The following is a 25,349-nucleotide window of genomic DNA, read 5'->3' on the forward strand; positions in this document are numbered from 1 at the left end:
CTTCGCGAGCAGGCTCGCTCCCACAATTGGATCGCGGGTGACCAAGCGATCACTTGTGGGAGCGAGCCTGCTCGCGAAAGCGGCCTGCAACACACCGCTGAATATCAGGATGACACATGAGCAACTCCATCCCCCGCATCGCCCTCATCGGCGAATGCATGATCGAACTGCAACACCGCGCCGACGGCAGCTTGCAGCAAAGCTTCGGCGGCGATACGCTGAACGCCGCGGTCTACCTGGCCCGGGCCTTGGGCGACAACGGCGCTGTGGATTACGTCACCGCGCTGGGCGACGACAGTTTCAGCGATGCCATGTGCCAGGGCTGGGCCGCCGAAAACATTGGTTTGGGCATGGTCCAGCGCTTGCCCGGGCGCCTGCCGGGCCTGTATTGCATCCAGACCGACGCGACGGGCGAGCGCCGCTTCCTGTACTGGCGCAACGAGGCGGCGGTGCGTGATTGCTTCACCTCGCCAGCCGCCGCGCCGATTCTCGCAGCGTTGGCCGACTACGATGTGCTGTATTTCAGCGGCGTGACCCTGGCGGTAATTGGCGAGCAGGGCCGGCGCAAACTCATCGACACGCTGGTCGAGGCGCGTCGGCGCGGGGCCCAGGTGGTGTTCGACAACAACTATCGGCCAAGGCTCTGGGCCTCGGTCGAGGCGGCCCGTGCGGCTTATCGCAGCGTGCTGCCCTATGTCGAGCTGGCGTTGTTGACCGTGGGCGACGAACAGGCGCTGTTCGGCCATGCCGACAGCGAGGCGGTGTTCGCTGCCTATGCACAGTTCGGTACACCGGAAGTGGTGCTCAAGCGCGGCGCCGAGGCTTGTCTGATTCGTTGCGACGGCCGGTCATATGAGGTGCCTGCCCTGCGGGTCGAGCGGGTGGTGGACACGACGGCGGCGGGAGACTCGTTCAGCGCCGCCTACCTGGCGAGCCGCTTGCTCGGCGGCAGCCCGGCGGAAGCCGCCGAGGCCGGGCATTTGCTGGCGAGCCGGGTGATTCAGGTGCCGGGGGCGTTGATTCCCCGGCAGTGACATCACGTCCCTGTGGCGAGGGAGCTTGCTCCCGCTGGCCTGCGCAGCAGGCCCATCCTTTGCGACTGCTGCGCAGCCGAGCGGGAGCAAGCTCCCTCGCCACAGAGGCCGGTTCGCGCCAGCATCGTTTCAGTCGCGGTAAAACACCTGCACCAGGTGATAGCCGAACTTGCTCTTGATCGGTCCGTGCACCACCCGCAGCGGTTTCTTGAAGATCACCGCATCGATCGCGCCGACCATCTGCCCAGGGCGTACCTCACCCAAGTCCCCGCCGCGCTTGCCGGAGGGGCAGGTGGAGTACTTTTTTGCCAACACGTCAAACGCTTCGCCCTTGGCGATGCGTTGCTTGAGCTGTTCGGCTTCTTCGGCGGTTTTCACCAGGATATGGCGGGCTTGGGCTTTCATTGCAGCGATGACCTGAGCGGTGCAAAAGGGCGGCGATTATGCCTCAAGTCAGCTGCCATGGTTGATCATCGTCCGAATCTTGTTGGCCAGGAGATCGAGGGTGAACGGCTTGGCAACCATGTCCATGCCTTGCTCGAGGAACCCCTGGCGCTCGGTGGCTTTCTGCGCATAACCGGTCATGAACAGGACTTTCAAGTCAGGCCGGTGCTGACGGGCGATTTCAGCCAGCTGCCGGCCGTTCATGCCCGGCAGGCCGACATCGGTCACCAGCAGGTCGATGCGCTGCCCGGACTCCAGCAACAGCAGAGCCTGCCGGCCGTCCTCGGCTTCGAGGGCGGTGTAGCCCAAGGTGGCCAGCAGGTCGAGCACGAGCATGCGCACCGCCGGTTCGTCTTCGACCAGCAACACGGTTTCCCCGGCAATGGCCGGCGGCGCGTCCGTGGCCGCCGGCGCTGCGGGTTGTTCGGTCGCGGCGACGCGCAGCCGCGGCAAGTACAGCTGCACCCGCGTGCCCTGGCCTGGCACGCTGTCCAGGCTCAGGTGTCCGCCGGACTGCTGGGCAAAGCCGTAGATCATCGAAAGACCGAGGCCGGTGCCCTGGCCGATGGGTTTGGTGGTGAAGAACGGATCGAAGGCCTTGGCCAGCACGGCGGGAGTCATGCCGCTGCCGTTGTCGCGCACGGCGATCATCACGTAGTCCCCGGCCTTGACCGGTTCCAGCGTGCTGATGTCGCTGCCGTCGAGGTAGACGTTGGCGGTTTCGATGGTCAACTCGCCGCCGTCGGGCATCGCGTCCCTGGCGTTGATCACCAGGTTGAGCAGGGCGTTTTCCAGTTGGCTGGCATCGGTACTGACCGGCCACAGCTCGTCGGCCAGTTCAAGCCGCAGCACGATGTGATCGCCGGTGGTACGGCTCAACAGGTCTTCGAGTGAGCGCACCAGGCCATTGGCGTCCAAGGGTTTGCGGTCCAGCGACTGGCGCCGGGAAAAGGCCAGCAGGCGATGGGTCAGGGCCGCGGCACGGTTGGCCGAGGAGATGGCCGCTTCGGTAAACCGGCCTATCTCGGCGGCGCGGCCCGAGGCGATGTAGCGCTGCATCAGGTCCAGGCTGCCGAGAATACCGGTGAGCATATTGTTGAAGTCATGGGCAATGCCGCCGGTGAGCTGGCCCACCGCTTCCATTTTCTGCGCATGGCGCAGCGCTTCTTCGGCGCGTTCGCGCTCGAACATCTCGCTTTGCAGGCGATGATTGGCTTCGGCCAGCTGCTGGGTGCGGGCGATTACCCGTTCCTCCAGCGTTTCGTTGAGATTACGCAGTGCTTCTTCGGTTTTCTTGCGCTCGGTTTCGTCGATCACGAAGATGTAGAAACCGTTCACCGCGCCGTCACTGCCATGGCGCGGCAGGTAGTTGATCAATGCATGCCGTGGCCGGCCATCGCGATGGGCCGACTGCACGGTGAAACTGCACGGCTTGCCTGCCAAGGCGCCGGCGATCTGTTCGGCGCGCGCCGCGTAGGCTTCGTCGCCGATGACCTCGCGAATGGTCTTGCCGTACAGCTCCTGCGGGGTCAGCCCGTACCAGTTCAGGTAGGCGCTGTTGTTCAGGCGGAAACGCTCTTCGCGATCGACATAGCTGATCAGCACCGGCATGGCGTTGATGATCAGTTGCAGCTCGGTCTGGCTCTGGCGCAGGGCATGCTCGGTGCGCTTGCGCTCGGTCAGGTCCAGCGCCGCGCCAAGGAAGCGCTTGGGCCGGCCGTGGCGATCCTTGTAGCAGCGCCCGCGCACGAATACCCAGCGCAGTTCACCGTCGGGCTGCAGCAGCCGGTACTCCTCGGCATATTCGGTGCCGTGGGTGATGCAATGCTTGATGCTGCGCGCGACCATCGCCCGGTCTTCGGGGTGCACGCCTTCCAGGTACGCGCTGATCGGCAGTTGCCGCGACAGGCTCGGATCGACGCCATGCAGCAGGGCGAAATGCGCATCGGCGATGAAGCGGTCTTCGCTGATGTCCCAGTCCCAGGTCCCCAGTGCATCGGTGGCCGCCAGCGCCAGTTGCAAGCGCTCCTCGCTTTCCTGCTGGGCCTTGAGGCTGGCCTCGGAACGCCGCTCGAATTCCTGGGCCAGCCGGCGTCTTTCGCTGGTCTCGATGGCCGTGACCAGGATGCCGGCAACACTGGCGCTTTCGTCGTGTATCGGGCTGTAGGTCAGGTCGAGCCACACGTCACAGAGGCGGCCACTGAAGGGCATGCGCCACCGTTTGTCGCGGCAGGCGTACATGCGCCCTTGCAACACGCTGTGATAAATCCCCTCGGTCTCGCCCCGAAGTTCAGGCCAGGCCGTGTGGGTGGGTTGGCCGAAGGCCCTGGGGTGCTTGTCGCCGACCAGCCGGGCATAGGCGTCGTTGTACAGATGGGTCAGCTGCGGCCCCCACAGCACGGCCATCGGCATGGGCGAGTGGAGCATGATGTCCACGGCGGTGCGCAGGCTCTGTGGCCAGGTATCGATGGCGCCCAAGGGGCTGGCGGTCCAGTCCTGACGGGCGATCAATTGCTGTGTGTCGCTGCCGGCGGGTATTGCATTCATCACGGGAATTCCTGGATGTTCATATCGATGCGGCGGCTTCTACTATCCTCTGGAGAAGGTAAGCGCGGGTTGATCTGAAGTTTTTCTGGCTCGGGTCAACGTGTCCATTGAAGTTTGCGGAAGTTTTTCAGGCCATGGAAATTGATCCCTTGTTACGCATCCTGGCAAGCCAGGACGGTTCCGACCTCTACATGTCCACCGGTGCACCGCCCTGCGCGCGTTTTGAAGGTGTGCTCAAGCCGCTGAGCAACCAGGCGTTCAAGGTAGGCGACATCGCCGGGCTCGCCGAGTCATTGATGGACGCCGAACAGCGCCTTGAGTTCGATCGGGAACTGGAAATGAACCTGGCGATTTCCCTGGCCGGTGTCGGGCGGTTCCGGGTCAACATCTTCAAACAGCGCAACGACGTGTCCATGGTGATACGCAACGTCAAGCTGGACATCCCGCGCTTCGAAGACCTGAAGCTGCCCAAGGTGCTGCTGGAAACCATCATGCAGAAGCAGGGGCTGATGTTGTTCGTCGGTGCGACGGGCTCGGGCAAGTCGACCTCCCTGGCGGCGCTGATCGATTACCGCAACCGCAACAGCAGCGGCCACATCATCACCATCGAAGACCCGGTGGAGTATATCCATCGGCATAAGAAATCGATCGTCAACCAGCGGGAAGTCGGGGTGGATACGCGCAGTTTTCATGCCGCGCTCAAGAATACCTTGCGCCAGGCGCCGGACGTGGTGCTGATCGGCGAAATCCGCGACCGGGAAACCATGGAGCATGCCCTGGCCTTTGCCGACACCGGCCATCTGGTGATTTCCACCCTGCATGCCCACAACGCCAACCAGGCCCTGGACCGGGTGATCAATTTTTTCCCGGAAGAACGCCGGGCGCAACTGCTGCACGACTTGGGCAACAACCTCAAGGCGTTTGTTTCCCAGCGCCTGGTGCGCACCCGCGGTGGCCAGCGGCGGGCGGCGGTGGAGGTGATGCTGGGCTCGCCGACGGTGGCCGACCTGATCCGGCGCAACGAACTGGGCGAGCTCAAGGGCATCATGGAAAAGTCCGAGGAACTGGGCATGCAAACGTTCGACCAGGCATTGTTCAACCTGGTGGTCGAAGGCGCCATCGATGAGGAAGAAGCGCTGAAAAATGCCGATTCGGCAAACAACCTGCGTTTGCGCTTGAAGCTGCATGCGGAGACGGGGGCCGCGCCGCCGGCCGATCCGCCGGCGGGGGAGTGGGGACTCATGGACTGATTGAGCCCTGGCGAAAACCGCGTAATCGTTCATCGCGAGCAAGCTCGCTCCCACAATTGATCTCCGGTGATCAGCAGATCCATGTGGGAGCGAGCTTGCTCGCGATGGGGCCCTCATAGCCAACAAACCAGTCAAATCAGACGCAAAGCTCCGGCCGCCCGCGAAACTGCTCCAACGCCTCGGGATTGGCCAGCGCATCGGTGTTCTTCACCGCCTCGCCATGCACCACGTTACGCACGGCCAGTTCCACCACTTTTCCGCTGATCGTGCGCGGAATGTCGCTGACCGCGAGGATTTTCGCCGGTACATGGCGCGGCGTCGTGTTAGCGCGGATGACCTGGCGAATCTTCTGCTCCAGGGTATCGTCCAGCACGACGCCATCACGCAGGCGCACGAACAGCACCACTCGTACGTCACCCTGCCATTGCTGGCCAATGGCGACGCTGTCGAGGACCTCTTCGACTTTTTCCACCTGCCGATAGATTTCCGCCGTGCCAATGCGCACGCCACCGGGGTTGAGCACCGCGTCGGAGCGTCCGTGGATCAGCAAGCCGCCGTGGGCCAGTTCTTCGGCGTAGTCCCCCTGGGCCCACACTCCGGGAAACTGGCTGAAATAGGAGGCGCGAAGTTTATCCTGGCGCGGGTCGTTCCAGAGCCCGATGGGCATCGCCGGAAAATGCCGGGTGCAGACCAGCTCGCCTTTCTCGCCGATCACCGCCTCGCCGGCCTCGTTCCAGACCTGCACCGCCATGCCCAGGCTCTTGCCCTGCATCTCGCCCCGGCGCACGGCGGACAGCGGGTTGCCGTTGATGAAACAGGAGACGATATCGGTACCGCCGGACATCGAGGCCAGGCAAACGTCGGCCTTGAAGTCGCGGTAAACGTAATCGTAGCTGTGGGGGGCGAGAGCCGAGCCGGTGGACAGGAGGGTCTTGAGGCTGCCCAAGTCATGGCTCTGGCGTGGCTGGATGCCTTGGCTTTCCAGGGCGGTGAGGTATTTCGGGCTGGTGCCGAACACGCTGATGCGCTGTTGGTCGATCAGGTCGAGCAGGCGTTCGGGACCAGGGTGAAACGGCGAGCCGTCATACAGCACCACCGAGCTGCCCACCGCCAGGGCCGAGACCAGCCAGTTCCACATCATCCAGCCGCAGGTGGTGTAGTAGAACAGCCGATCCCCGGGGCCGAGATCGACGTGCAGGCCATGTTCCTTCATATGCTGCAGCAGCACGCCGCCGGTGCTGTGGACGATGCACTTCGGCACGCCGGTGGTGCCGCTGGAGTAGAGGATATACAACGGATGATCGAACGGCACGCTGGCGAACTCCGGCTCGCCACCGCTTTGATAAAAGTCCTCCCACAGCGCAACGCCGGCCTGGGTCTTGAAATCGTCGACGCGAGCATCGGGGCGGGCGTAAGGCAGCATGATCAACTGTTGCAGGGACGGCAGCCGCGCAAGGATCTCGTTCACCTTCGGGCGCTGGTCGATGACCTTGCCGGCATAACGATAACCGGCACAGGTAATCAAAACCTTGGGCTCGATCTGGCCGAACCGGTCGATGACGCCCTGGGTGCCGAAATCCGGCGATGAGCACGACCAGATCGCCCCCAGGCTCGTCGTGGCGAGCATGCCCACCAGCGTCTGCCAGGTGTTGGGCATGCAGGCAGCGACCCGGTCGCCCTGGGTCACGCCGGCGGCTTGCAGGCTTTTCTGCAGGCCGGCGACATGGGCGGCGAGTTCGGCCCATGTCAGCGTTTGCTCGGTGCCGTCTTCATCGACGGCAACCACCGCCACGGTGTTATCGCGACGGCGCAGCAGATGTTCGGCGAAACTCAGCGTGGCCCCCGGGAACCAGCGTGCGCTGGGCATATGCGGGCCTTCCACCAGCACTGCGGTGGGGCGCTGGTGAAAACGGATGTCGAAGAAGTCCACGATGGCCTGCCAGAAAGCCTCGCGCTGGTCGATGCTCCAGGGGTGCAGGGCCGGGTAATCGTTCAGCTGCAACGAGTGCCGTTCGTTGACGAACCGGCGCAAGGCGTCCATGCGCGACCGGGCGATGCGTTCGGGGCTGGGTTGCCAGAGGATGTCGGACATGGGGTGCCTCTTGTTTTTCCGGGGCTTGCGGACATTGCAGCACACGGCGTTATTTATGGCGAGAAGCGCTTCTGTGGTGAGGGAGCTTGCTCCCGCTGGACTGCGAAGCAGGCCCCAATAGGCGGCCGCTACGCAGCCGAGCGGGAGCAAGCTCCCTCGCCACGGGGATCGCGGAGGGTTATTGCGCCAACCACCCTCCATCAACATTCCACGCCGCGCCGCGCACCTGGCTGCCGGCTTCGCTGCAGAGGAACAGCACCAGTTCACCCAGCTGCGGCGGGGTGACGAATTCCAGGGACGGTTGCTTCTCGGCCAACAGATCGTGCTGGGCCTGTTGCGGGTCGACGCCGCTGGCGATGCGGTCGTCGATCTGTTTCTGCACCAGTGGCGTCAGCACCCAGCCTGGGCAGATTGCATTGCACGTCACGTTGCTGGTAGCGGTTTCCAGGCCAACCACCTTGGTCAGCCCGATCACCCCGTGCTTCGCGGCGACGTAGGCGGCCTTGCCCACCGAGCCGACCTGGCCATGCACCGAGGCGATATTGACGATCCGTCCCCAGCCCTTGGCGCGCATGCCCGGCAGGCTCAGGCGAGTGGCGTGGAACACCGAAGACAGGTTGATGGCAATGATCGAATCCCAGCGCTCCACCGGGAAGTCCTCGACCGCGGCCACGTGCTGGATCCCGGCGTTGTTCACCAGGATGTCCACGCCGCCGAAATCGCGCTCGGCGTAGGAGAGCATGTCGGCAATCTGTGCCGGGTCGCTGACATCGGCCGGATGATGGCCGACCTTGCCACCGAACTGCTTGACTTCGGTGACCGCCGCCGAGGCATCGCCGAAGCCATTGAGGATCAGGTTGGCGCCGGCCTTGGCCAGGCTCAGGGCGATGCCCAGGCCGATGCCGCTGGTGGAGCCGGTGACCAGGGCAGTCTTGCCCGAAAGAAATGTCGTCATGGAAACCTCACACAATGCCAGTGGCGTAGAACACACCGATCACGAAGAACACCGCGAGGGTCTTGATCAGCGTAATGCAGAAAATGTCTTTGTAGGCTTCACGGTGGGTCAGGCCGGTGACGGCCAGCAAGGTGATCACCGCGCCGTTGTGGGGCAGGGTGTCCATGCCGCCGCTGGCCATGGCGGCCACCCGGTGCAGTACTTCCAGCGGAATGTTGGCGGCGTGGGCGGCACTGATGAAGGTTTCGGACATCGCCGCCAGGGCGATGCTCATGCCCCCCGACGCGGAACCGGTGATGCCGGCCAGCAGCGTTACGGTGACCGCTTCGTTGACCAGCGGATCGGGAATGTTCTTGAGCCAGTCGGCCAGCACCAGAAAGCCCGGCAACGAGGCGATCACCGCACCGAAACCGTATTCCGAAGCGGTGTTCATCGCCGCGAGCAGGGCACCGCCCACCGCGCTCTTGCTACCTTCGGCCAGTTTGCTGCGAATCGCGCGGAAGCCGAACAGCAGCACCATGACAATACCCACCAGCAAGGCGGCCTGTACCGCCCAGATTGCGGTGAGCTTGGCGATGTCGCTGGTCACCGGTGTCGCCATGCCCGGCAGCGCCAGGCTATGCGTCTTGCCGTACCACTGCGGGATCCACTGGGTAAACAGCAGGTTCATGATCCCCACCGCCAGCAGCGGCGAAACGGCGATCCACGGGTTGGGCAGCTTGATGTCCTCAGCGGTTTCCGGCTCGTTGCGCAGTTCGGTGCCATAACCTTCACCGGCGCGTTGGGCCTTGTTGCGCTGGCGCTGCAAAAACAGCATGCCGAAGCAGAAGACGAAGATCGTTCCGATCACGCCCAGCCACGGCGCGGCCCAGGCGGTGGTGTTGAAAAAGGTGCTGGGGATGATGTTCTGGATCTGCGGCGTGCCGGGCAGGGCGTCCATGGTGAACGAGAATGCGCCGAGGGCGATGGTGGCCGGAATTAGCCGCTTGGGGATATTGCTCTGGCGGAACATCTCCGCGGCGAACGGGTACACCGCGAACACCACGACGAACAGCGACACGCCGCCATAGGTCAGCAACGCGCAGACCAGCACGATCACCAGCATGGCCTGGCGTGTGCCCAGCAGGCGAATCGCCGCGGCGACGATGGAGCGGGAGAAACCCGACAACTCGATCAGCTTGCCAAACACCGCGCCAAGCAGGAACACCGGGAAATAGAGTTTGATGAAACCGACCATCTTGTCCATGAACACCCCGGTGAATGCAGGAGCGACGGCGGATGGATCGGTAAGCAGGACCGCGCCGAGGGCGGCGATCGGGGCAAAGAGGATGACGCTGTAGCCACGGTAGGCGGCAACCATCAGCAGCGTGAGGGCTGCCAAGGCAATGATCACACTCATGGTGTGTCTCCTGGGATTGTTATTGTTGTGGGTGATGCTTTGAGGAGGGCTATAGCGATATTTGTGCCAGATGGCTAAGTAGCTGATAGATAAGGATAAATTTTGTTATTGCAGAGCGGGGTAGAAGGATGAGTCTCTATTTTGAGATTTATGTCGGATAGGCTGGCCTCATCGCGAGCAAGCTCGCTCCCACATTTGATCGCGTACTTGAAGGAAAACATGGACTCCTGTGGGAGCGAGCTTGCTCGCGATGAGCGCAAAGCGCTCTGATATTGCTAGTCTAAGAATGGAGAAGAGGGTCTCTTTATTGAGACTCCGCAATCCCCAGCGCCACCATCTTCTTGTACAACGTCGACCTTCCCAGCCCCAACCGCTCGGCCGCCTCGATTACTCTGCCATCGCATTGCGCGAGGGTGGTTTCGATCAAGTGTCGGTCAAATCGAGCCCGGGCCTGGCTGAAGGTTTCCTGCGCCAATAACGGCTCCAGGGTCGGGCCTGTCGTGCGCTCAACCGGGATGAAAGTGCCGATGGCCGCGCGGATGTCAGCTGCGCTGAGCATCAGGTCGTCGCTGAGCAACGCGGCTCGTTCCAGCACGTTGCGCAATTCCCGAATGTTGCCCGGCCAGGCATGCTGGCCCAGCAGATCGAGGGCATCGCGGTGCAGTTCGTGCTGGCTGCGCAACTCTTCGAGGATCGCCTCACTCAGTGCCGGCAGATCATCCAGGCGCTCGCGCAGCGGCGGGACCTGGATCGGCAGCACGTTGAGACGGTAATAGAGGTCGGCGCGGAACTCGCCGCGCTTGATTGCCGCTTCAAGATCGGTGGAGGTCGCGGCAATGATCCGCACATCGCTCTGCAACACCTCGTTGGAGCCGACCGGTTCGTATTCTTTCTCCTGGAGCACCCGCAGCAGTTTGCTTTGCAGCGGTAGCGGCATGTCGCCGATCTCGTCGAGGAACAGCGTGCCGCCTTGGGCGATCTGCAGTTTGCCGGCGCGGCCCTTGCGGTCGGCGCCGGTGAAAGCGCCTGGCGCGGTGCCGAAGAACTCGGCCTCGAGCAGCGATTCGGGGATGGCAGCGCTGTTGATGCTGACAAAGGCCTTGTGCGCCCGCGGTGAAGCACTATGGATCGCTTGGGCCAGCAACTCCTTGCCGGTACCGGTTTCGCCGAGCAGCAGCACCGGTGAATCGGTGCTGGCGCTGCGTCGGGCGCGGCGCTTGACCTCCAGGCCGGCGCTGCTGGTGCCGATGAAGTGGGCAAAGTTGTACTTGGTCTGCCGCGCCCGCAGCAACGAGCGGGTGGAGGCCAGTTCTTCCTGCATGCTCAGATAGCGCTTGAGCATCGGCGACAGGCTGCGCAACTCATCGAACAGGGCAAAACCGATGGCGCCGATCACCGCGCCGGCGTTGTCGTGGATCGGCAGGCGCATCACCACCAGCGGTTCCTTGGGCGTGTCCTGCATGTCCAGCAGGATCGGCCGTCCGGTGCGCACCACCTCACGCAGCAAGCTGCCGGGGATCACGCTTTCGCAGGCGCGGCCGATGGCTTCCTGCGCCGAATTCAGGCCGAAACGACGGGCGTAGCGCTCGTTCATCCAGACGATATTCGCATCGCGATCGACAATGACCGTGCCTTCGCTGGACTGCTCGATGATCTCGAACAGCGAGCGGATCGCCAGCGTGCGTACGCGCTTGTAGTCCTTGAGGCTTTCGGTGGGATTCATCAGGCATTCCAAAAAGAGGTGGGCTTGCCGGCACCCTCGGATGAGTCGCGGCATTATGCCTGATCAAACTCGGCGTTCTGTAGTGGGGCCAAGCCGGTGGAGAGGGCTATTTTTACCGCCAGAATTGCCACAGGAAAAGCTGTACGTATGAAATACTCTGTACATGTTTTTAGGCCCGTTCGCGACTGTACTGGAGGATCCATGAATAAATTCAACCCTCGCAAACTCAAGCTTTCCAAGTGGACCGCCTGCCAGCCCGTCCATCGGGAAAAGCATTTTCTCGTCACCCAATTGCTCTGCGACGAACAGGATTGCCCCGTTCAGGTCGAGTTGCAGGCGGTGTATAGCGGACGGGTTGCCGTGCTGGACTGGCGTGATCTGACCGACAGCGAACGGTGGAAAATCGGTTGGCATTGAGTCTTGGACAGGTGAGCGAATTTTCCTTCAGAAATTGTACATACAAAAAATTATGTACAACTTTTGCGACGATGATGGCTTAATAGTGCCTCTTCAGAAAAGGCATTCCGCCTTTCAGACGGCTACGGCCAAGCACTCATGTCACCGGGAGCGGCACCCATGTTCATTCGCACTCGCAAACATCAGGACGTCTTGCACGAGACCCAGGGCGCACTGGCCTCTCTCGAAGCCGAGCGGGCGGCTTTTCACCAATCGATGGCGATCGTCGAGTTCGCGCCTTCAGGCGAAATACTTGGCGCCAACGCGCTGTTTCTGAACATGACCGGCTACGTGCTGGATGAGATCCTCGGCAAGCATCACCGGATGTTCTGCGCGCCTGAGTACGCCGGCAGCCGCGAATATGCGGTGTTATGGCAGCAACTGGCCCAGGGTGAGGGTAGCGAACAGCAGCACCTTCATCTGGCACGCGATGGCCTGGGGTCGTGGGTGCAGGCCAGCTACATTCCTGTGCGTGATCAGCGCGCCAGGGTCGAACGCATCATCCAGGTCAGCCGCGACATCAACGATCGCGTGCTACGGGCTCAGGCGGAGTCGAGTTTCATGCAGGCGATCGATCGCTCCATGGCGGTGATCGAGTTCGATCTGGGCGGTCATGTCATCAATGCCAACGTCAACTTCCAGAAGGTCATGGGTTATGGCCTGGAGGAGGTTCGCGGCCAGCACCATCGGATTTTCTGCGAACCCGGCGAAGTTCAGGGCGAAGCCTATCGCGATTTCTGGGCTGGACTGAACCGTGGCGAATACAAGAGCGGGCTTTTCCAGCGCGTCGACAGGCACGGCAACACAGTCTGGCTGCAGGCCACCTATAACCCGCTCTATGATGCCCAGGGCCATTTGTACGGGGTGGTCAAGTTTGCCACCGACAGCACGCGTGAAGTCGAGCAACGCCAATCCGAATCAAAGGCGGCGCAGTTGGCCTTCGAGACGTCCCGGCAGACGGATGAGCACACCCAGTTGGGCACCGCCGTCGTGCAGCAGACCGTGACCGTAGTGCAAAGCATCGCCGATGAACTGCAGCAGGTCGCCACCGGGATCAGCGCTCTCAGCGCGCAGTCCGAAGAGATCGGCAACATTGTCGATGCCATTCGGGGAATCGCGGAGCAGACCAACCTGCTTGCGCTCAACGCGGCCATCGAGGCCGCTCGTGCCGGTGAGCAGGGTCGCGGCTTCGCGGTGGTTGCCGATGAAGTGCGCAATCTGGCCCGGCGCACCAGCCAGGCGACCGTTGCCATTACCGAAGTGGTCGGCAAGAACCGCGACCTGGCCAGGCAGGCGGTGGGCAGCATGCAATCGAGTACCGCCAAGGCCGAGCAAGGCGTGAAGCTGGCGAACCAGGCCGGCACCGTCATCCTCGACATCCATCGGGGCGCGAAGCAGGTGGTGGAGGTCATGGGCGAATTCGCCCAGACCCTGGACCAGCGCCGCGAAGCCTGATCGGGTCAGGCTTATCCCGGATGGGCCGCCGCCAGCAGCTCCCGGGTATAAGGGTGTCGGGGCGAGTCGAATACGTCGTGGCTGGCGCCTTGCTCGACGACCTTGCCGTCCTTGATCACGATCATGTCATGGGCCAGGGCTCGCACGACCGCCAGGTCGTGGCTGATGAACAGGTAGGTCAGGCCGTGTTTTTCCTGGAGCTGGCGGAGCAGGGCGACCACTTGTTTCTGCACCGTGCGATCCAGCGCCGAAGTCGGTTCGTCCAGCAGGATCAGCGCGGGCTTGAGCACCAGCGCCCGGGCGATGGCGATGCGCTGGCGCTGGCCGCCGGAAAACTCGTGCGGGTAACGATGCCGGCTCTGCGGGTCGAGGCCAACTTCCTTGAGCGCCTGGATCACCTGGGCTTCGCATTGCTCGGCGCTGGACCTGCTGTGCACCTCCAGACCTTCGCTGATGATCTGCTGCACCGACATTCGCGGGCTGAGGCTGCCAAACGGGTCCTGGAAGACGATCTGCATCTGCTTGCGCCAGGGCCGCAGTTCTTTCTGCGACAGCTGATCAAGGGCTGCGCCGCTAAAATGGATGCTGCCTTCGGATTCGATCAGCCGCAGGATCGCCTGGCCGAGCGTGGACTTGCCGGAACCGGATTCGCCAACAATGCCCAGGGTCTTGCCGCGCTGGATGCTCAGGCTGATGCCATCCACGGCGCGCAGGTATTGCTTGCGCCGCAACAGCCCGCCACCGATGGGGAAGCTGACCCGCAAATCCTCAACCTGCAACACGTCTTCGCGCTCGTCCCGGGGCAGGGCTTCGCCTTCCGGCTCGGCGTGCAGCAGTTCGCAGCTGTAGGGGTGTTGCGGTGCGCTGAACAACGTTTCGCAAGGCGCCTGCTCGACGATTTCTCCCGCCTTCATCACGCACACCCGCTGGGCGATGCTGCGCACCAGGTTGAGGTCATGGCTGATCAGCAGCAGGGACATGCCGAGCCGCTGCTGCAATGACTTGAGCAGCAGGAGAATCTTGCGCTGGACCGTCACGTCCAGGGCGGTGGTCGGCTCGTCGGCAATCAGCAACTCCGGTTCACAGGCCAGGGCCATGGCAATCATGACCCGCTGGCGCTGACCGCCCGATAGTTGGTGGGGATAGGCCTTGAGCCGTTCGGCCGGGTTCTGGATACCCACCAGGTCGAGCAGTTCCAGGATCCGCTGGCGCGCCGCTTTGCCGCCCAGTCCCTTGTGCAGCATCAATGTCTCGCCAATCTGCTTTTCGACGCTGTGCAATGGATTCAGCGACGTCATCGGCTCCTGGAAAATCATTGCGATCCGATTGCCGCGCAACTCGCGCAAGGTCTTGGCCTCGGCGCCCACCAGTTCCTGGTCTCGATAGCGAATGCTGCCGGTGGTGCGTGCGCCGCTGTCAGTCAGCAATTGCAGAATCGAGTGAGCCGTCACCGACTTGCCTGAGCCGGATTCGCCCACCAGGGCCAGGCATTCGCCAGGGCGGATATCCAGGCACAGGTCGCGCACTACCGGCTGGTCGTTGAAGGCCACGTTCAGGTTGCGGATTTCGATCAGGTTGTCGCTCATCTAAAAGTTCCGCTTCAAGACCGGGGATCAAAGGCGTCGCGCAACGCCTCGCCAATGAACACCAGCAGCGACAGAATCAGTGCCAGGGTGAAGAACGCCGTCAATCCCAGCCACGGCGCTTGCAGGTTCTGTTTGCCCTGGGCGATCAACTCACCCAGGGACGCGCTGCCGGCCGGCATGCCGAAGCCGAGAAAGTCCAGGGCCGTCAGGGTGGATATCGCGCCGGTGAGGATGAACGGCAGGTAGCTCAAGGTCGCGTTCATGGCGTTGGGCAGGATGTGTCGCACGATCACCTTGCGGTCGGTGAGGCCCAAGGCCCGTGCCGCTTTCACGTACTCCAGGTTGCGCCCGCGCAAGAACTCGGCGCGCACCACATCCACCAGCGCCAGCCAGGAGAACAGCGCCATGATCCCCAGCAGCCACCAGAAATTCGGTTCCACGAAACCGGACAGGATGATTAGCAGATAGAGCACCGGCAACCCGGACCAGACTTCCAGCAACCGTTGCCCGAGCAGATCCACCCAGCCGCCGTAATAACCCTGCAAGGCGCCGGCGGTAATTCCGATCAGCGCACTGATGGCGGTCAAGGCCAGGGCGAACAGGATCGACACCCGCGCGCCGAAGATCACCCGCGCCAGCACATCACGGGCCTGATCATCGGTGCCCAGCCAGTTGACCGTCGACGGCGGGCTTGGCGCCGGCTGGTTGAGGTCGTAGTTGGGCGTGTCGTCGCTGAAAGGAATGGGCGGGAAGAGCAGCCAGCCGCCATCCTTGTGGATCAGGTCCTGTACATAGTTGCTGCGATAGTCGGCCTGGAACGGCAACTGACCGCCAAATTCCTGCTCGGTGTAGCGCTTGAAAACCGGGAAGTACAGCGAGCCCTGATAGCTCACCACCCATGGCTTGTCGTTGGCGATCAGTTCACCGCCCAGGGTCAGGGCGAACAGGCCGATGAACAGCCACAGAGACCACCAGCCACGACGGTTTTTCTTGAAGCGCTCGAAACGCCGCCGGCCCAAGGGCGAGAACTTGAACATCAGGCGTTCCTCGCGGCGAAGTCGATACGCGGGTCCACCAGCGTGTAGCAGAGGTCACCGATGAGCTTTATCAGCAGGCCGAACAGGGTGAAGATGAACAGCGAGCCGAACACCACCGGATAGTCTCGGGACACGGCGGCTTCATAACTCATGCGCCCCAGGCCATCGAGGGAGAAAATCACCTCGATCAGCAACGAGCCGGCGAAGAACACGCTGATGAATGCCTGGGGAATGCCCGAGACCACCAGCAGCATCGCGTTGCGAAACACGTGGCCGTACAACACGCGCCGTTCGCTCATGCCTTTGGCCCGTGCCGTCACCACGTACTGGCGAGTGATTTCGTTGAGAAACGAATTTTTGGTCAGGATCGTCAGGGTGGCAAAGCCGCCGATGACCAGCGACGTGACGGGCAGCACCAGATGCCAGAAGTAATCGGCGATCTTGCCCAGCGTCGATAGCGATTCGAAGTTGTCCGACACCAGTCCGCGTACCGGGAACCAGTTGAGCGAGGTGCCGCCGGCGAACATGACAATCAGGAACATGGCGAACAGGAACGCCGGCATCGCATAGCCGATGATGATCGCGGTGCTGCTCCACACGTCGAATGCCGAACCGTGGTGCACGGCCTTGCGAATGCCCAGCGGAATCGACACCAGGTAAGTGATCAGCGTCGCCCACAGCCCGAGGGAAATGGTCACCGGCATCTTTTCCAGGATCAGGTCGGTGACCGTGGCGCCGCGGAAAAAGCTCTTGCCGAAATCCAGGCGGGCATAGCTGGTGAGCATCAGCCACAGGCGTTCGTGGGCGGGCTTGTCGAAACCGTACTGTTTCTCGATGTCCTTGATCAGTTGCGGGTCCAGGCCACGGCTGGCGCGCGAGCTGCCGGCCATGGCATTACCCGAGCTGCCGACGGTGGCGCCGCCGATACCTTGCAGGTGGGCGATGGCCTGTTCGACCGGCCCGCCCGGTGCGGCCTGCACGATCACAAAGTTCACCAGCAGAATGATCACCAGCGTCGGGATGATCAGCAGCAGGCGCCGTGCAATATAAGCCCACATCAGTGATGCCCTCCGGGTGCGCTGCGCTTGATGCGTTCGGCGGTCATCTGTTCGTTGGTCAACGGCGTGGTGCTGACTTCCCACCAGCTTTCGATGGCTTCGTCATTGCTGGCCTGGACCTTCGGCATGCCGAAGCGATTCCACCACACGGTCGAGCTGCCGGGTGGGTAATAGTTGGGGATCCAGTAGTAATTCCATTGCAGTACCCGGTCCAGGGCGTGAGCATGGCGGAGCATGTCGCTCTGGGTCGTGGCCTTGACCAGGCCGTCGATGAGGGCATCCACGGCTGGGTTCTGCAGGGCCATGTAGTTGTTTGCGCCCGGATCATTGGCGGCCGCCGAGCCGAAATAATTGTAGAGTTCCATGCCGGGCGAGGTGCTCACGGGGTAACCGGTGATGATCATGTCGTAATCGCGACTCATCAGCCGGTTGACGTACTGGGACGAGTCGATGCGCCGAATGCTCATGTCGATACCGATCTGCGCCAGGGTCCGCTTGTAGGGCAGCAACAGGCGGTCGATACCGTTCTGGGTATTCAGGAACGTGAAGCTCAGGGGCTCGCCTTCGGCATTCACCAACCGGTCGCCGTGAGGCTTCCAGCCGGCCTGTTCGAGCAGCGCCAGGGCTTGCAGCTGTTTGTCACGGATCACGCCGCTGCCGTCGGTTTTCGGCGCCTCGAATACCTGCGTGAACACCTCTTCCGGGATTTTGCCGCGCAACGGTTCGAGGATCGCCAGTTCCGCCGAATCGGGGAGTTGCCGGGCGGCGAGGTCGGTGTTGGAAAAGAAACTCTGCTGACGCACATAGGCGTTGCGCATCATCTGGCGATTGCTCCATTCGAAATCCCAGAGCATGGCCAGCGCCTGGCGTACGCGGCGGTCCTGGAACTGCGGGCGTTGCAGGTTGAACACGAAGCCCTGTGCCGGCTGCGGCGCGTCTGTGGCGAGGTGGGCCTTTTGCAGGCGACCGTCGCGCAGGGCCGGGCTGTCGTAGCCGATGGCAAAACCGGTGGCGGAAAACTCGCGGTTGTAGTCGTAGGCGCCGCCACGCAGGACCTGTCGGGCCACGTCGGTATCGCCGAAATATTCAATGCTGAAATGGTCGAAATTATACAAGCCGCGGCTGACCGGCAGATCCTTGCCCCACCAGTCCGCATTGCGTTCGAAAGTGATGCTGCGACCCGAGTCGACTTTGCTCACCCGGTACGGACCACTGCCCAGTGGGGCTTCGTAGCCGCCGCCATTGGTGAAGTCGCGGGTTTTCCACCAATGCTCGGGAAACACCGGCAGGGTGGCAACATCCAATGGTAGCGTGCGGTTTTCGTTGTTCTTGAAATCAAAACGAACGCTGCGAGGCGATTCCACCACGACGCCTTTGACTGCGGCGAACTGTGTGCGGTAGCGCAGGCTGCCCTGGGTCATCAGCAGCTCGAAGCTGTAGCGCACGTCCTCGGCGGTAATGGGTTTGCCGTCGGCGAAGCGGGCCTTGGGGTTCAGGTAGAAGCGCAGCGACAGGCCATCCTCGGCCCGTTCCATCTTCTCGGCCACCAGGCCGTAGACGGTGTAGGGCTCGTCCAGCGAACGCTGGGCCAGCGGCGAATAGAGCATGCCGTCGACCTGGCTGACACCGATGCCTTTGTCTATATAGGGCAGGATATGGTCGAAATGACCGATCTCGATGGCCGAGCGGCGCATCGTGCCGCCCTTGGGGGCCTGGGGATTGGCGTAGGCAAAGTGGCCGAAGCCTTCGGCGTATCTGGCCGGCTCGCCATAAACAGTCAGGGCATGTTGGGGGGCGGCGCTCACACCTGCGGCGCCTGTCAGCAGGACCACGGCAGTGAGTAGCCAGGAGGGAAACGCCAGTCGCATTGTCAGCCTTAGAGCCGGGTGATCGATGATCATGATTTGTACGCGAGCGGCGCGCTCATCGCCAGCCCCTCGCATCACGCAAACATGACGGCCCACCAAAGGGCGGGCCGTCATGTCGATAAACCGGGATCAGTCCTGGCGGCTGGTGACTTCCAGCAGGTGATAGCCAAACTGGGTCTTGACCGGGCCCTGGACCACATTGATCGGGGCGCTGAACACCACGGTGTCGAACTCCTTGACCATCTGGCCTGGACCGAACGAGCCCAGGTCACCGCCTTGACGGCTGGACGGGCAGCTGGAGTTCGCCTTGGCGATCTCGGCGAAGTCAGCGCCGGCTTCGATCTGGGCCTTGAGTTCGTTGCACTTGTCTTCGCTGGATACCAGGATGTGGCGGGCAGTGGCTTTGGCCATGGGAATCTCCTTCAGTGTTTTCAAAACGTCCAGCCTACCGGAATCAGTAGGGCTTTGTTGTCAAAAATGCGACGTGTCGATCAGAGTCCGACGATTCGCAAACGCTCGGCGTGCCTTATATAGAGCGCTAGCGGGTCCGTTCCCTTGCGGTGCCCATTGGCGTTCGCGTGATTAATGGCGTGCAAGTGGTCCAGTGGGTAATCGGAGCGAATGACCTTGCCCAGGTGGGAACTGAAGCGCCCGACGATGCCATCGTTCTGTCCGGCTTCGGTAATGAAGTATTCGGAAAAGGCCCGGCAGAAATCATGCAGTGGACCTGCTGCACCGCAGGCTTCGCCAGGGGTGTCTTGCAGCGTGCCGCTCCAGGAGTAGTAGCGAACGCCGTTGACCAGCTGCGGCCCGTTGCCGCCCCAGTTTCGGGGCAGGCCCTGGGGGTATCGGTCGTTGAACGCGCCCACGCGTTCAGTCGTCAGTGCCGCCAGCGCCGCGATGGCGTTCTGTGGAAGCCGAGCCTGGCCGCTGAGTGCCGAGATGAAGTCGGCGAAGAGTGTTGCGACCCGGTTCGCTACATGCTCCGGCAATCGCCCGGGGGTAAGGGCCTTGCGCAGGAAGTCGGCCAGTTCCGAGCCCTGGTTGGGGCCGCTGACCGACGTGACCGAGGCGACTCGTTCGGGGGCGGTTGCCCCTGCATAACGTGCCGCCAGCGCACCTTGGCCATGCCCGATCAGGTTGACCCGGGTGGAGCCGGTTCCTTCCAGGACCCGGTCGATCTGCGTCAGCAATTGTTCGCCGCGGGTTTCATTGCAATGGGTAGCCGACAGATACGGGATGAAGACCCGCGCGCCGGCGGTGCGCAAAGCCTGTTTGACGTTCTGAAAGAGCCCGAAGGCGCCGATCCTGTCGAACCCGAACAACCCATGGACCAGCAGGATAGGAAAGTGAGTGTTTGCATTCCGTTGCATGTTCGTACCTTTTTCGAAGAGGTTCACCTGGATTTGCCGCCACCACTCTAATGCAGGCTACAAGCGAGCGGTGTAGGACCAAACCGCGGTAAGCCAGGGAAACTGGAATAGAAAAAGCAGGAAGATTCACCTGAAAGGCGGACGATGCCCAAGGTTCCGGGACACTTCCGATAGTCGTCGCGGCAGGCAGCTACAACACTTGGCGCAGCAGCCCACCGAGCGTGGTCGACTTGTCTGACTGCGCATTTGCGGCGGCCGGGTTCCAATGTCTTCACCGGCGTCATGATGTGAATGGCGCCTTCTCCAAAGGACTGGAATATGAAAATGAAGACTTACCCATCGACGCAGGAGAGCAGCGACCCATGCTGCGCGAGGCTGCCAGCGCCCTCACTGGCGAAGGCCAGGGGAGGCGTAGTGGATCCGGCCTGGAACAAGGCCGTGATCACGATCAAGCCGTATCCGACGATGACGAGTGGTGATGAAGTGCGGCTGCGTTGGCATGGGCTCAATAATGAAGGCGACCCCTACCGGCATGAAACCAGCAGGTTTATTACCGAACGGCAGGTTGGACGGGACGTGGTTTTTGTCGTTCGTGAACCGCATATCGCCGAGCTCGACGGAGGTTCGCTGGAGATCTCCTACCAGGTAGCCGGAAAGTGGGTCCCCGGCGTGCTGGGGTCGCAAGCCCTGCAACTTGAAGTCGGCGACAGGCCCGAGCTGCTGTTGCCGCCGATTGCCGATGATGCGGTGGGTGGCAGCCTCGATCCCGCCCGGGTGCCAGAAGGCGCGCGGGTGACCATTCGGCCTTATTCGAGGATGGCGGTCGGTGATCGGCTGGCCTTGAGTGTCAGCCAGGATTCGAAGACGCTTTGGCATGACGTGCTGCACATAGAGGAGCATGTATTGGGGCGTGAAGTATCATTCTGGATCGATTATTCGCACCTGGCCCCGTATGTCGGCCACCGGTTGAGCCTGGGCTATGTTGTCAGACATGGCCGCTCGGCACGCCAGTCCGAGTCTTTGTCGGTGCATATCGGCCCGTTGGTGCGCCCTGCGCTGAAGGCGCCCCAGGTCGCGGCGCTGAACGAAGGAGGGCTCGATATCGAAACGCTGCAAGGCCCGGTGACGGTGGTCATCGATGGCACCGGACTGGCGGCGGGCGAATGGGTCGGCCTGCAATGCAACGGGACCTATACCCATGTGCAGGAGCGGGAAATCACCGAGGCGATGGTCGGCCAACCGCTGGTCTTCGAGGTGCCGGCTGCGTATTGGCATGAACAGCGAAACAGGTCGGTGCGCCTGTTTTATCAGGTGGAACGACTGGACGATGTCAGCCAGCGGTCTGTCGAGATCATTATCGAGGTGCGTACCCGGACGCCTGGTTGAGCGAGGCCCTCCGCTCACGGAGGGCCTGTCGGGCGGGGTCAGGCCTGCAATCGCAACGAGTGATCGGCCTGGCGCAGCAGTTGCTCGGTGGCCTCCCAGCCAAGGCATCCATCGGTCACCGACACGCCGTAGCGCATCGTCGGCCCCAATGGTTGGCAACCCTCAAACAGATGGCTTTCCAGCATCATGCCAATGAGGGCGCGGTTTCCTTGCAGACGCTGTTCCAATACGTCATTGAACACCTGCGGCTGGCGCAACGGGTCCTTGCCGCTGTTGGCATGGCTGCAATCGACCATGATCCGGGCCGGAATCTTGAGGCGGGTGAGGTCGTCGTGTATCTGCGCCACGCTCTGGCGATCATAGTTCGGCCCGCGATGGCCGCCGCGCAGCACCAGGTGAGTGTCGGGGTTGCCCTGGGTCTGGACGATCGCCGGGTGACCCTGGCTGTCGACGCCGAAATGCCGGTGAGGGTGGGCGGCGGAGCGCATGGCGTCGCAGGCGATGCCGACCCCGCCGTCTGTGCCGTTCTTGAAACCGACCGGCATGCCGAGGCCACTGGCCATTTCCCGGTGAATCTGCGATTCCGTGGTCCGGGCACCGATGGCGACCCAGCTGAGCAGGTCGTCGAAGTAGCCAGCGGCCATGGGCTGCAGCAATTCAGTGGCGATCGGCAGGCCGAGTCGCAGCATCTCACGCATCAGCTCCCGGGACAGGTTCAAGCCGGCAGCCATGTCGTCACTGCCGTCCAGATCGGGGTCGTAGGCCAGGCCTTTCCAACCGATGGTGGTGCGGGGCTTCTCGACATAGGCGCGCATGACCAGCAGCATGCTGTCGCTCACTTCGCGGGCGAGGCGCGCCAGGTTGGCGGCGTATTCAAGCGCAGACTCAGGATCGTGGATCGAGCAGGGGCCAACGACGACCAGCAGGCGGGAGTCCTCGCCGTCGAGGATCGCACGCACCGCTTGGCGATGGGTTTCGACCTGTTGGCTCAGCGCAGTGGCGAGCGGCAATTGCTGTTTGAGCTGCAGAGCGCTTGGCAGACGCAGGGTCAGCGCTTCATTGGCAGGCGTGAGGGTGGACAGTGGCAAAGCAGAAACGGACGAATTCATGATCTGGCTTCCTGGGCGAGCAGCGGGTTCGTTCCCGCGCGCCGGCCCTATTGGGGTGTTCGACAATTGGCCGTGGTGGCCGGCAATGAAGGCATGCCACCGGTAGGTGACCGATCGGAGGCGGCAGGCTGTCCCGAGCGGTGGCTGGTAAATCGCCAGGCGGCAAAACTGTCGTAACGGTAATAAGTGGCGTAGTTCATGGTTCGATCCTCAAGTTGTCTGGTGCTGCAATTGTCTGGGCCTGAAAAACAAAACCCCCGGTCGGGAGGCCGACCGGGGGTTTGGAAAACTCTGGTAGGCGACCCGTTTGAAATGGGCGCCGGTTGGGTATCAGGCGCGCCAGTGGCTAAACCAATACCCAAAATAAAAGCTGACCGGAGTCTGGACACTGCTCACCCGGGCAGCCGCAACCGAGCGCAGGGCGCTGGCGGTGTGAAGCTGTGCAAGGACGTTGAACATGGTCTGTCTCCGATGAATGATCCGCAGCTTACTAGAGCGAGGCGCGCCGGTTCAATAAGAAAATCCTATCGGATTGATGACACCGTCCACGCCGCTTGAGTCCGGCGGGCTTTGTGACAAACTCAGCGCTTTGTCCCTCCGTCAAGGACGCACCATGAGCCGAGCCTTTGCTGCCGCCCAATCGATTTCCATTCCGGGGGACATTGCCGGCAACCTTATCCATCATCAGCGCTTCATGGAGGCCGCCGCCGATCGGAATGTGGGGTTGCTGGTGTTTCCAGAACTGTCGCTCACCGGGTACGAGCGAGGGCTGGCCGCGGAACTGGCTATCTTGCCGGAGGATGTTGTGTTGCAGCCGCTGCGCGACCTGGCGCGGGAGCTCGGCCTGACGGCGGTGGTCGGCATGCCGATTCGCCTCGCGGCCGACGCCCCGGTGCTGATCGGCGCATTGGTGCTCGGTGCGGATGGCTCCCTTGGGGTCTACAGCAAACAGCATCTGCACGCGGGGGAAGAAATCGCTTTCGCGCCCGGTCACGGCGGTTCGATCCTGGCGATGGGCGCGGATCGCGTGGCGTTGGCGGTGTGCGCCGATTTTTCCCAGGCCAGCCATGCGGCGGCAGCCGCGGAGCAGGGCGCTACGCTGTATGCAGCCGGCGTGTTGATAACCGAGGGAGGCTATATAGCGGACACGACGTTGCTGCAAGGTTACGCCCGACAACACGCCATGATGGTCCTGATGGCCAATCACGGTGGCGCTACGGGAGGGTGGGAGTCGGCCGGTCGCAGCGCGATCTGGGCGGACGATGGTTCGCTGATTGCCGCGGCGCCAGGCGTCGGCGAGCTTCTGGTCATGGCTCGTCCCCAGGGCAGCGGCTGGGTAGGGCAGGTGGTGCCGCTTTGACGAGGTCTAAAATGATGTTCGAATGGCGCCCGGCTGAAGTCGCTGATATCGAATTCGCCCGACAACTGACGTGCAGCAATATGCTTCCCTATTATCTGCGTCATGATTTGCTGTGGCAGGACGAAGCGTTTGACCTGGCCTGGGTGATTCGCCAGAACTTGATCATCCATCGGGGTGACCAGGCGCTGGGTTTCGTCAGCCTCAGCCGCGACGCCCGTGCGCTGTATATCCGGGAGTTGCAGATTGACAAGGCGTTTCATGGGCAGGGGGCCGGAACCTGGGCGATCGGACAGGCCTTGGGGATGGTGGCGCTGGAGCGTCGCCCCGCGTTGCGCCTGACCGTGTTCAAGGATAATCCGGCCAGGCAGCTCTACGAACGCATGGGGCTGCGGGTCGTCGGCGAGGATGAATGTTTCCTGAGAATGCAGCGGGACGTTGCCGCTTGAGGCTGCGGATGTCGGATTTCATGAAGATGTGTTGTAACTTTTATCTGCCCCTTTGCGCTAGGTCTGCCGAATGCTTTTTGCTAAGGTGTGAGGCAACCCATACAAGACCAAATCGTGAGGTGTCTGCTTGATTAGGGTGTTAGTGGTCGACGACCATGATCTCGTCCGTACGGGCATTACACGGATGCTGGCTGACATCGATGGCCTGCAAGTGGTTGGCCAGGCCGAGTCCGGGGAAGAATCCCTGATCAAGGCGCGGGAGTTGAAACCCGATGTGGTGTTGATGGACGTCAAGATGCCGGGCATCGGCGGCCTCGAAGCTACGCGTAAACTGCTGCGCAGCCATCCGGACATCAAGGTTGTCGCGGTGACCGTCTGTGAAGAAGACCCGTTTCCGACCCGGCTGCTGCAAGCGGGCGCGGCGGGTTACCTGACCAAGGGCGCTGGCTTGAACGAGATGGTCCAGGCCATCCGCCTGGTGTTTGCCGGCCAGCGCTACATCAGCCCGCAGATCGCCCAGCAACTGGCGATCAAGTCTTTCCAGCCGACCAACGATTCGCCCTTCGATGCGTTGTCCGAGCGGGAAATCCAGATCGCGCTGATGATCGTCGGCTGCCAGAAGGTCCAGATCATCTCCGACAAGCTTTGCCTGTCACCCAAGACCGTCAATACCTACCGTTACCGTATCTTCGAAAAGCTTTCGATCAGCAGTGATGTCGAGTTGACGCTGCTGGCGGTGCGCCACGGCATGGTCGATGCCAGCGCCTGAAA

General features: G+C 62.3%; 22 protein-coding genes and 2 pseudogenes. 9 read left to right on the forward strand and 15 right to left on the reverse strand.

Going from position 1 to position 25,349, the window contains the following annotated elements:
* Positions 1 to 116: 116 nt before the first annotated feature.
* Positions 117 to 1,034: a sugar kinase gene (locus J3P91_RS10795; protein ID WP_434603975.1), complete on the forward strand. Its 918-nt coding sequence runs from the start codon at positions 117 to 119 to the stop codon at positions 1,032 to 1,034.
* 129 nt (positions 1,035 to 1,163) lie between these two features.
* Here J3P91_RS10795 and J3P91_RS10800 read toward each other — a convergent pair whose 3' ends face one another.
* The gene (locus J3P91_RS10800) at positions 1,164 to 1,439 is read right to left on the reverse strand and encodes a peptidylprolyl isomerase (protein ID WP_019690952.1); all 276 of its coding nucleotides are present in this window, start codon (positions 1,437 to 1,439) and stop codon (positions 1,164 to 1,166) included.
* Between the two features lie 48 nt (positions 1,440 to 1,487).
* Positions 1,488 to 4,025 carry a PAS domain S-box protein gene (locus tag J3P91_RS10805; RefSeq protein ID WP_434603977.1) on the reverse strand — a complete coding sequence of 846 codons (2,538 nt, stop codon included), beginning with the start codon at positions 4,023 to 4,025 and terminating at the stop codon, positions 1,488 to 1,490.
* A gap of 134 nt (positions 4,026 to 4,159) precedes the next feature.
* Between J3P91_RS10805 and J3P91_RS10810 the strand changes: the two genes are divergently transcribed.
* The gene (locus J3P91_RS10810; protein WP_305495301.1) at positions 4,160 to 5,275 is read left to right on the forward strand and encodes a PilT/PilU family type 4a pilus ATPase; all 1,116 of its coding nucleotides are present in this window, start codon (positions 4,160 to 4,162) and stop codon (positions 5,273 to 5,275) included.
* A 136-nt stretch (positions 5,276 to 5,411) separates the two neighbouring features.
* Here the strand turns inward: J3P91_RS10810 and J3P91_RS10815 are convergent, their stop codons facing one another.
* The 4 genes from J3P91_RS10815 to J3P91_RS10830 all read right to left on the reverse strand — a co-directional run bounded on the left by J3P91_RS10815 (position 5,412) and on the right by J3P91_RS10830 (position 11,444).
* The gene (locus J3P91_RS10815; RefSeq protein ID WP_434603979.1) at positions 5,412 to 7,367 is read right to left on the reverse strand and encodes an acetoacetate--CoA ligase; all 1,956 of its coding nucleotides are present in this window, start codon (positions 7,365 to 7,367) and stop codon (positions 5,412 to 5,414) included.
* A gap of 178 nt (positions 7,368 to 7,545) precedes the next feature.
* Positions 7,546 to 8,322: a 3-hydroxybutyrate dehydrogenase gene (locus J3P91_RS10820; protein WP_434603981.1), complete on the reverse strand. Its 777-nt coding sequence runs from the start codon at positions 8,320 to 8,322 to the stop codon at positions 7,546 to 7,548.
* 7 nt (positions 8,323 to 8,329) lie between these two features.
* Complete coding sequence (locus J3P91_RS10825; protein WP_305495295.1) at positions 8,330 to 9,721, reverse strand: GntP family permease; 1,392 nt, start codon at positions 9,719 to 9,721, stop codon at positions 8,330 to 8,332.
* Positions 9,722 to 10,025: 304 nt separating this feature from the next.
* On the reverse strand, positions 10,026 to 11,444 hold the full coding sequence (locus tag J3P91_RS10830) for a sigma-54 interaction domain-containing protein (RefSeq protein ID WP_434603983.1): 1,419 nt from the start codon (positions 11,442 to 11,444) through the stop codon (positions 10,026 to 10,028).
* Between the two features lie 201 nt (positions 11,445 to 11,645).
* On the opposite strand from J3P91_RS10830, the gene J3P91_RS10835 reads away from it, so the two are divergent.
* The 3 genes and pseudogenes from J3P91_RS10835 to J3P91_RS10845 form a co-directional block, all read left to right on the forward strand.
* Positions 11,646 to 11,861: a TIGR02450 family Trp-rich protein gene (locus J3P91_RS10835; RefSeq protein WP_434568876.1), complete on the forward strand. Its 216-nt coding sequence runs from the start codon at positions 11,646 to 11,648 to the stop codon at positions 11,859 to 11,861.
* Between the two features lie 255 nt (positions 11,862 to 12,116).
* Positions 12,117 to 12,752 (forward strand): annotated as a pseudogene (locus tag J3P91_RS10840) (PAS domain-containing protein); the annotation flags it as partial.
* A 156-nt stretch (positions 12,753 to 12,908) separates the two neighbouring features.
* A pseudogene (locus tag J3P91_RS10845) lies at positions 12,909 to 13,355 on the forward strand (methyl-accepting chemotaxis protein); the annotation flags it as partial.
* 11 nt (positions 13,356 to 13,366) lie between these two features.
* On the opposite strand, the gene J3P91_RS10850 reads toward J3P91_RS10845, so the two are convergent.
* The 6 genes from J3P91_RS10850 to J3P91_RS10875 form a co-directional block, all read right to left on the reverse strand.
* Entirely contained in the window at positions 13,367 to 14,941 is a 1,575-nt protein-coding gene (locus J3P91_RS10850) for an ABC transporter ATP-binding protein (RefSeq protein WP_434603985.1), read from the reverse strand.
* Positions 14,942 to 14,955: 14 nt separating this feature from the next.
* Positions 14,956 to 15,978 (reverse strand): ABC transporter permease, encoded by a 1,023-nt coding sequence (locus tag J3P91_RS10855; protein ID WP_434603987.1) that lies wholly within the window; start codon positions 15,976 to 15,978, stop codon positions 14,956 to 14,958.
* Complete coding sequence (locus J3P91_RS10860; RefSeq protein ID WP_434603989.1) at positions 15,978 to 17,036, reverse strand: microcin C ABC transporter permease YejB; 1,059 nt, start codon at positions 17,034 to 17,036, stop codon at positions 15,978 to 15,980. The genes J3P91_RS10855 and J3P91_RS10860 overlap by 1 nt, the downstream gene beginning before the upstream one ends.
* Positions 17,036 to 18,904, reverse strand: coding sequence for an extracellular solute-binding protein (locus tag J3P91_RS10865; protein WP_434603992.1), 1,869 nt, complete (start codon positions 18,902 to 18,904; stop codon positions 17,036 to 17,038). Before J3P91_RS10865 ends, J3P91_RS10860 begins: the two co-directional genes overlap by 1 nt.
* A 129-nt stretch (positions 18,905 to 19,033) precedes the next feature.
* Positions 19,034 to 19,315: a peptidylprolyl isomerase gene (locus J3P91_RS10870; RefSeq protein ID WP_434568872.1), complete on the reverse strand. Its 282-nt coding sequence runs from the start codon at positions 19,313 to 19,315 to the stop codon at positions 19,034 to 19,036.
* A gap of 80 nt (positions 19,316 to 19,395) precedes the next feature.
* Entirely contained in the window at positions 19,396 to 20,277 is an 882-nt protein-coding gene (locus J3P91_RS10875) for an esterase/lipase family protein (RefSeq protein WP_434603995.1), read from the reverse strand.
* Positions 20,278 to 20,691: 414 nt separating this feature from the next.
* Between J3P91_RS10875 and J3P91_RS10880 the strand changes: the two genes are divergently transcribed.
* A complete protein-coding gene (locus J3P91_RS10880) occupies positions 20,692 to 21,663 on the forward strand; it encodes a hypothetical protein (RefSeq protein WP_434603997.1) in 972 nt (323 codons plus the stop codon).
* A gap of 38 nt (positions 21,664 to 21,701) precedes the next feature.
* Here the strand turns inward: J3P91_RS10880 and J3P91_RS10885 are convergent, their stop codons facing one another.
* From J3P91_RS10885 to J3P91_RS10895, 3 genes are all read right to left on the reverse strand, one after another.
* Positions 21,702 to 22,772: a 3-deoxy-7-phosphoheptulonate synthase gene (locus J3P91_RS10885; protein ID WP_434604000.1), complete on the reverse strand. Its 1,071-nt coding sequence runs from the start codon at positions 22,770 to 22,772 to the stop codon at positions 21,702 to 21,704.
* Between the two features lie 47 nt (positions 22,773 to 22,819).
* Positions 22,820 to 22,972, reverse strand: a complete 153-nt coding sequence (locus J3P91_RS10890) for a hypothetical protein (protein ID WP_434604002.1) — start codon at positions 22,970 to 22,972, stop codon at positions 22,820 to 22,822.
* 130 nt (positions 22,973 to 23,102) lie between these two features.
* A complete protein-coding gene (locus J3P91_RS10895) occupies positions 23,103 to 23,231 on the reverse strand; it encodes a hypothetical protein (protein ID WP_434604005.1) in 129 nt (42 codons plus the stop codon).
* A gap of 154 nt (positions 23,232 to 23,385) precedes the next feature.
* Between J3P91_RS10895 and J3P91_RS10900 the strand changes: the two genes are divergently transcribed.
* The 3 genes from J3P91_RS10900 to gacA all read left to right on the forward strand — a co-directional run bounded on the left by J3P91_RS10900 (position 23,386) and on the right by gacA (position 25,347).
* On the forward strand, positions 23,386 to 24,132 hold the full coding sequence (locus tag J3P91_RS10900; RefSeq protein WP_434604008.1) for a carbon-nitrogen hydrolase family protein: 747 nt from the start codon (positions 23,386 to 23,388) through the stop codon (positions 24,130 to 24,132).
* A gap of 11 nt (positions 24,133 to 24,143) precedes the next feature.
* On the forward strand, positions 24,144 to 24,578 hold the full coding sequence (locus J3P91_RS10905) for a GNAT family N-acetyltransferase (protein ID WP_434604011.1): 435 nt from the start codon (positions 24,144 to 24,146) through the stop codon (positions 24,576 to 24,578).
* A gap of 127 nt (positions 24,579 to 24,705) precedes the next feature.
* Positions 24,706 to 25,347, forward strand: coding sequence for a response regulator transcription factor GacA (gacA, locus tag J3P91_RS10910; protein ID WP_003200277.1), 642 nt, complete (start codon positions 24,706 to 24,708; stop codon positions 25,345 to 25,347).
* Positions 25,348 to 25,349 lie beyond the last annotated feature (2 nt).

The organism is Pseudomonas sp. Z4-7 (assembly GCF_051131965.1).
Lineage (GTDB): Bacteria > Pseudomonadota > Gammaproteobacteria > Pseudomonadales > Pseudomonadaceae > Aquipseudomonas.

Bases quoted from the DNA above. Each gene is read 5' to 3' on its own strand.
- J3P91_RS10795 (WP_434603975.1), top strand. From the start codon at position 117: ATGAGCAACTCCATCCCCCGCATCGCCCTCATCGGCGAATGCATGATC.
- J3P91_RS10800 (WP_019690952.1), bottom strand. From the start codon at position 1,439: ATGAAAGCCCAAGCCCGCCATATCCTGGTGAAAACCGCCGAAGAAGCC.
- J3P91_RS10805 (WP_434603977.1), bottom strand. From the start codon at position 4,025: ATGAATGCAATACCCGCCGGCAGCGACACACAGCAATTGATCGCCCGT.
- J3P91_RS10810 (WP_305495301.1), top strand. From the start codon at position 4,160: ATGGAAATTGATCCCTTGTTACGCATCCTGGCAAGCCAGGACGGTTCC.
- J3P91_RS10815 (WP_434603979.1), bottom strand. From the start codon at position 7,367: ATGTCCGACATCCTCTGGCAACCCAGCCCCGAACGCATCGCCCGGTCG.
- J3P91_RS10820 (WP_434603981.1), bottom strand. From the start codon at position 8,322: ATGACGACATTTCTTTCGGGCAAGACTGCCCTGGTCACCGGCTCCACC.
- J3P91_RS10825 (WP_305495295.1), bottom strand. From the start codon at position 9,721: ATGAGTGTGATCATTGCCTTGGCAGCCCTCACGCTGCTGATGGTTGCC.
- J3P91_RS10830 (WP_434603983.1), bottom strand. From the start codon at position 11,444: ATGAATCCCACCGAAAGCCTCAAGGACTACAAGCGCGTACGCACGCTG.
- J3P91_RS10835 (WP_434568876.1), top strand. From the start codon at position 11,646: ATGAATAAATTCAACCCTCGCAAACTCAAGCTTTCCAAGTGGACCGCC.
- J3P91_RS10850 (WP_434603985.1), bottom strand. From the start codon at position 14,941: ATGAGCGACAACCTGATCGAAATCCGCAACCTGAACGTGGCCTTCAAC.
- J3P91_RS10855 (WP_434603987.1), bottom strand. From the start codon at position 15,978: ATGTTCAAGTTCTCGCCCTTGGGCCGGCGGCGTTTCGAGCGCTTCAAG.
- J3P91_RS10860 (WP_434603989.1), bottom strand. From the start codon at position 17,036: ATGTGGGCTTATATTGCACGGCGCCTGCTGCTGATCATCCCGACGCTG.
- J3P91_RS10865 (WP_434603992.1), bottom strand. From the start codon at position 18,904: ATGCGACTGGCGTTTCCCTCCTGGCTACTCACTGCCGTGGTCCTGCTG.
- J3P91_RS10870 (WP_434568872.1), bottom strand. From the start codon at position 19,315: ATGGCCAAAGCCACTGCCCGCCACATCCTGGTATCCAGCGAAGACAAG.
- J3P91_RS10875 (WP_434603995.1), bottom strand. From the start codon at position 20,277: ATGCAACGGAATGCAAACACTCACTTTCCTATCCTGCTGGTCCATGGG.
- J3P91_RS10885 (WP_434604000.1), bottom strand. From the start codon at position 22,772: ATGAATTCGTCCGTTTCTGCTTTGCCACTGTCCACCCTCACGCCTGCC.
- J3P91_RS10890 (WP_434604002.1), bottom strand. From the start codon at position 22,972: ATGAACTACGCCACTTATTACCGTTACGACAGTTTTGCCGCCTGGCGA.
- J3P91_RS10895 (WP_434604005.1), bottom strand. From the start codon at position 23,231: ATGTTCAACGTCCTTGCACAGCTTCACACCGCCAGCGCCCTGCGCTCG.
- J3P91_RS10900 (WP_434604008.1), top strand. From the start codon at position 23,386: ATGAGCCGAGCCTTTGCTGCCGCCCAATCGATTTCCATTCCGGGGGAC.
- J3P91_RS10905 (WP_434604011.1), top strand. From the start codon at position 24,144: ATGATGTTCGAATGGCGCCCGGCTGAAGTCGCTGATATCGAATTCGCC.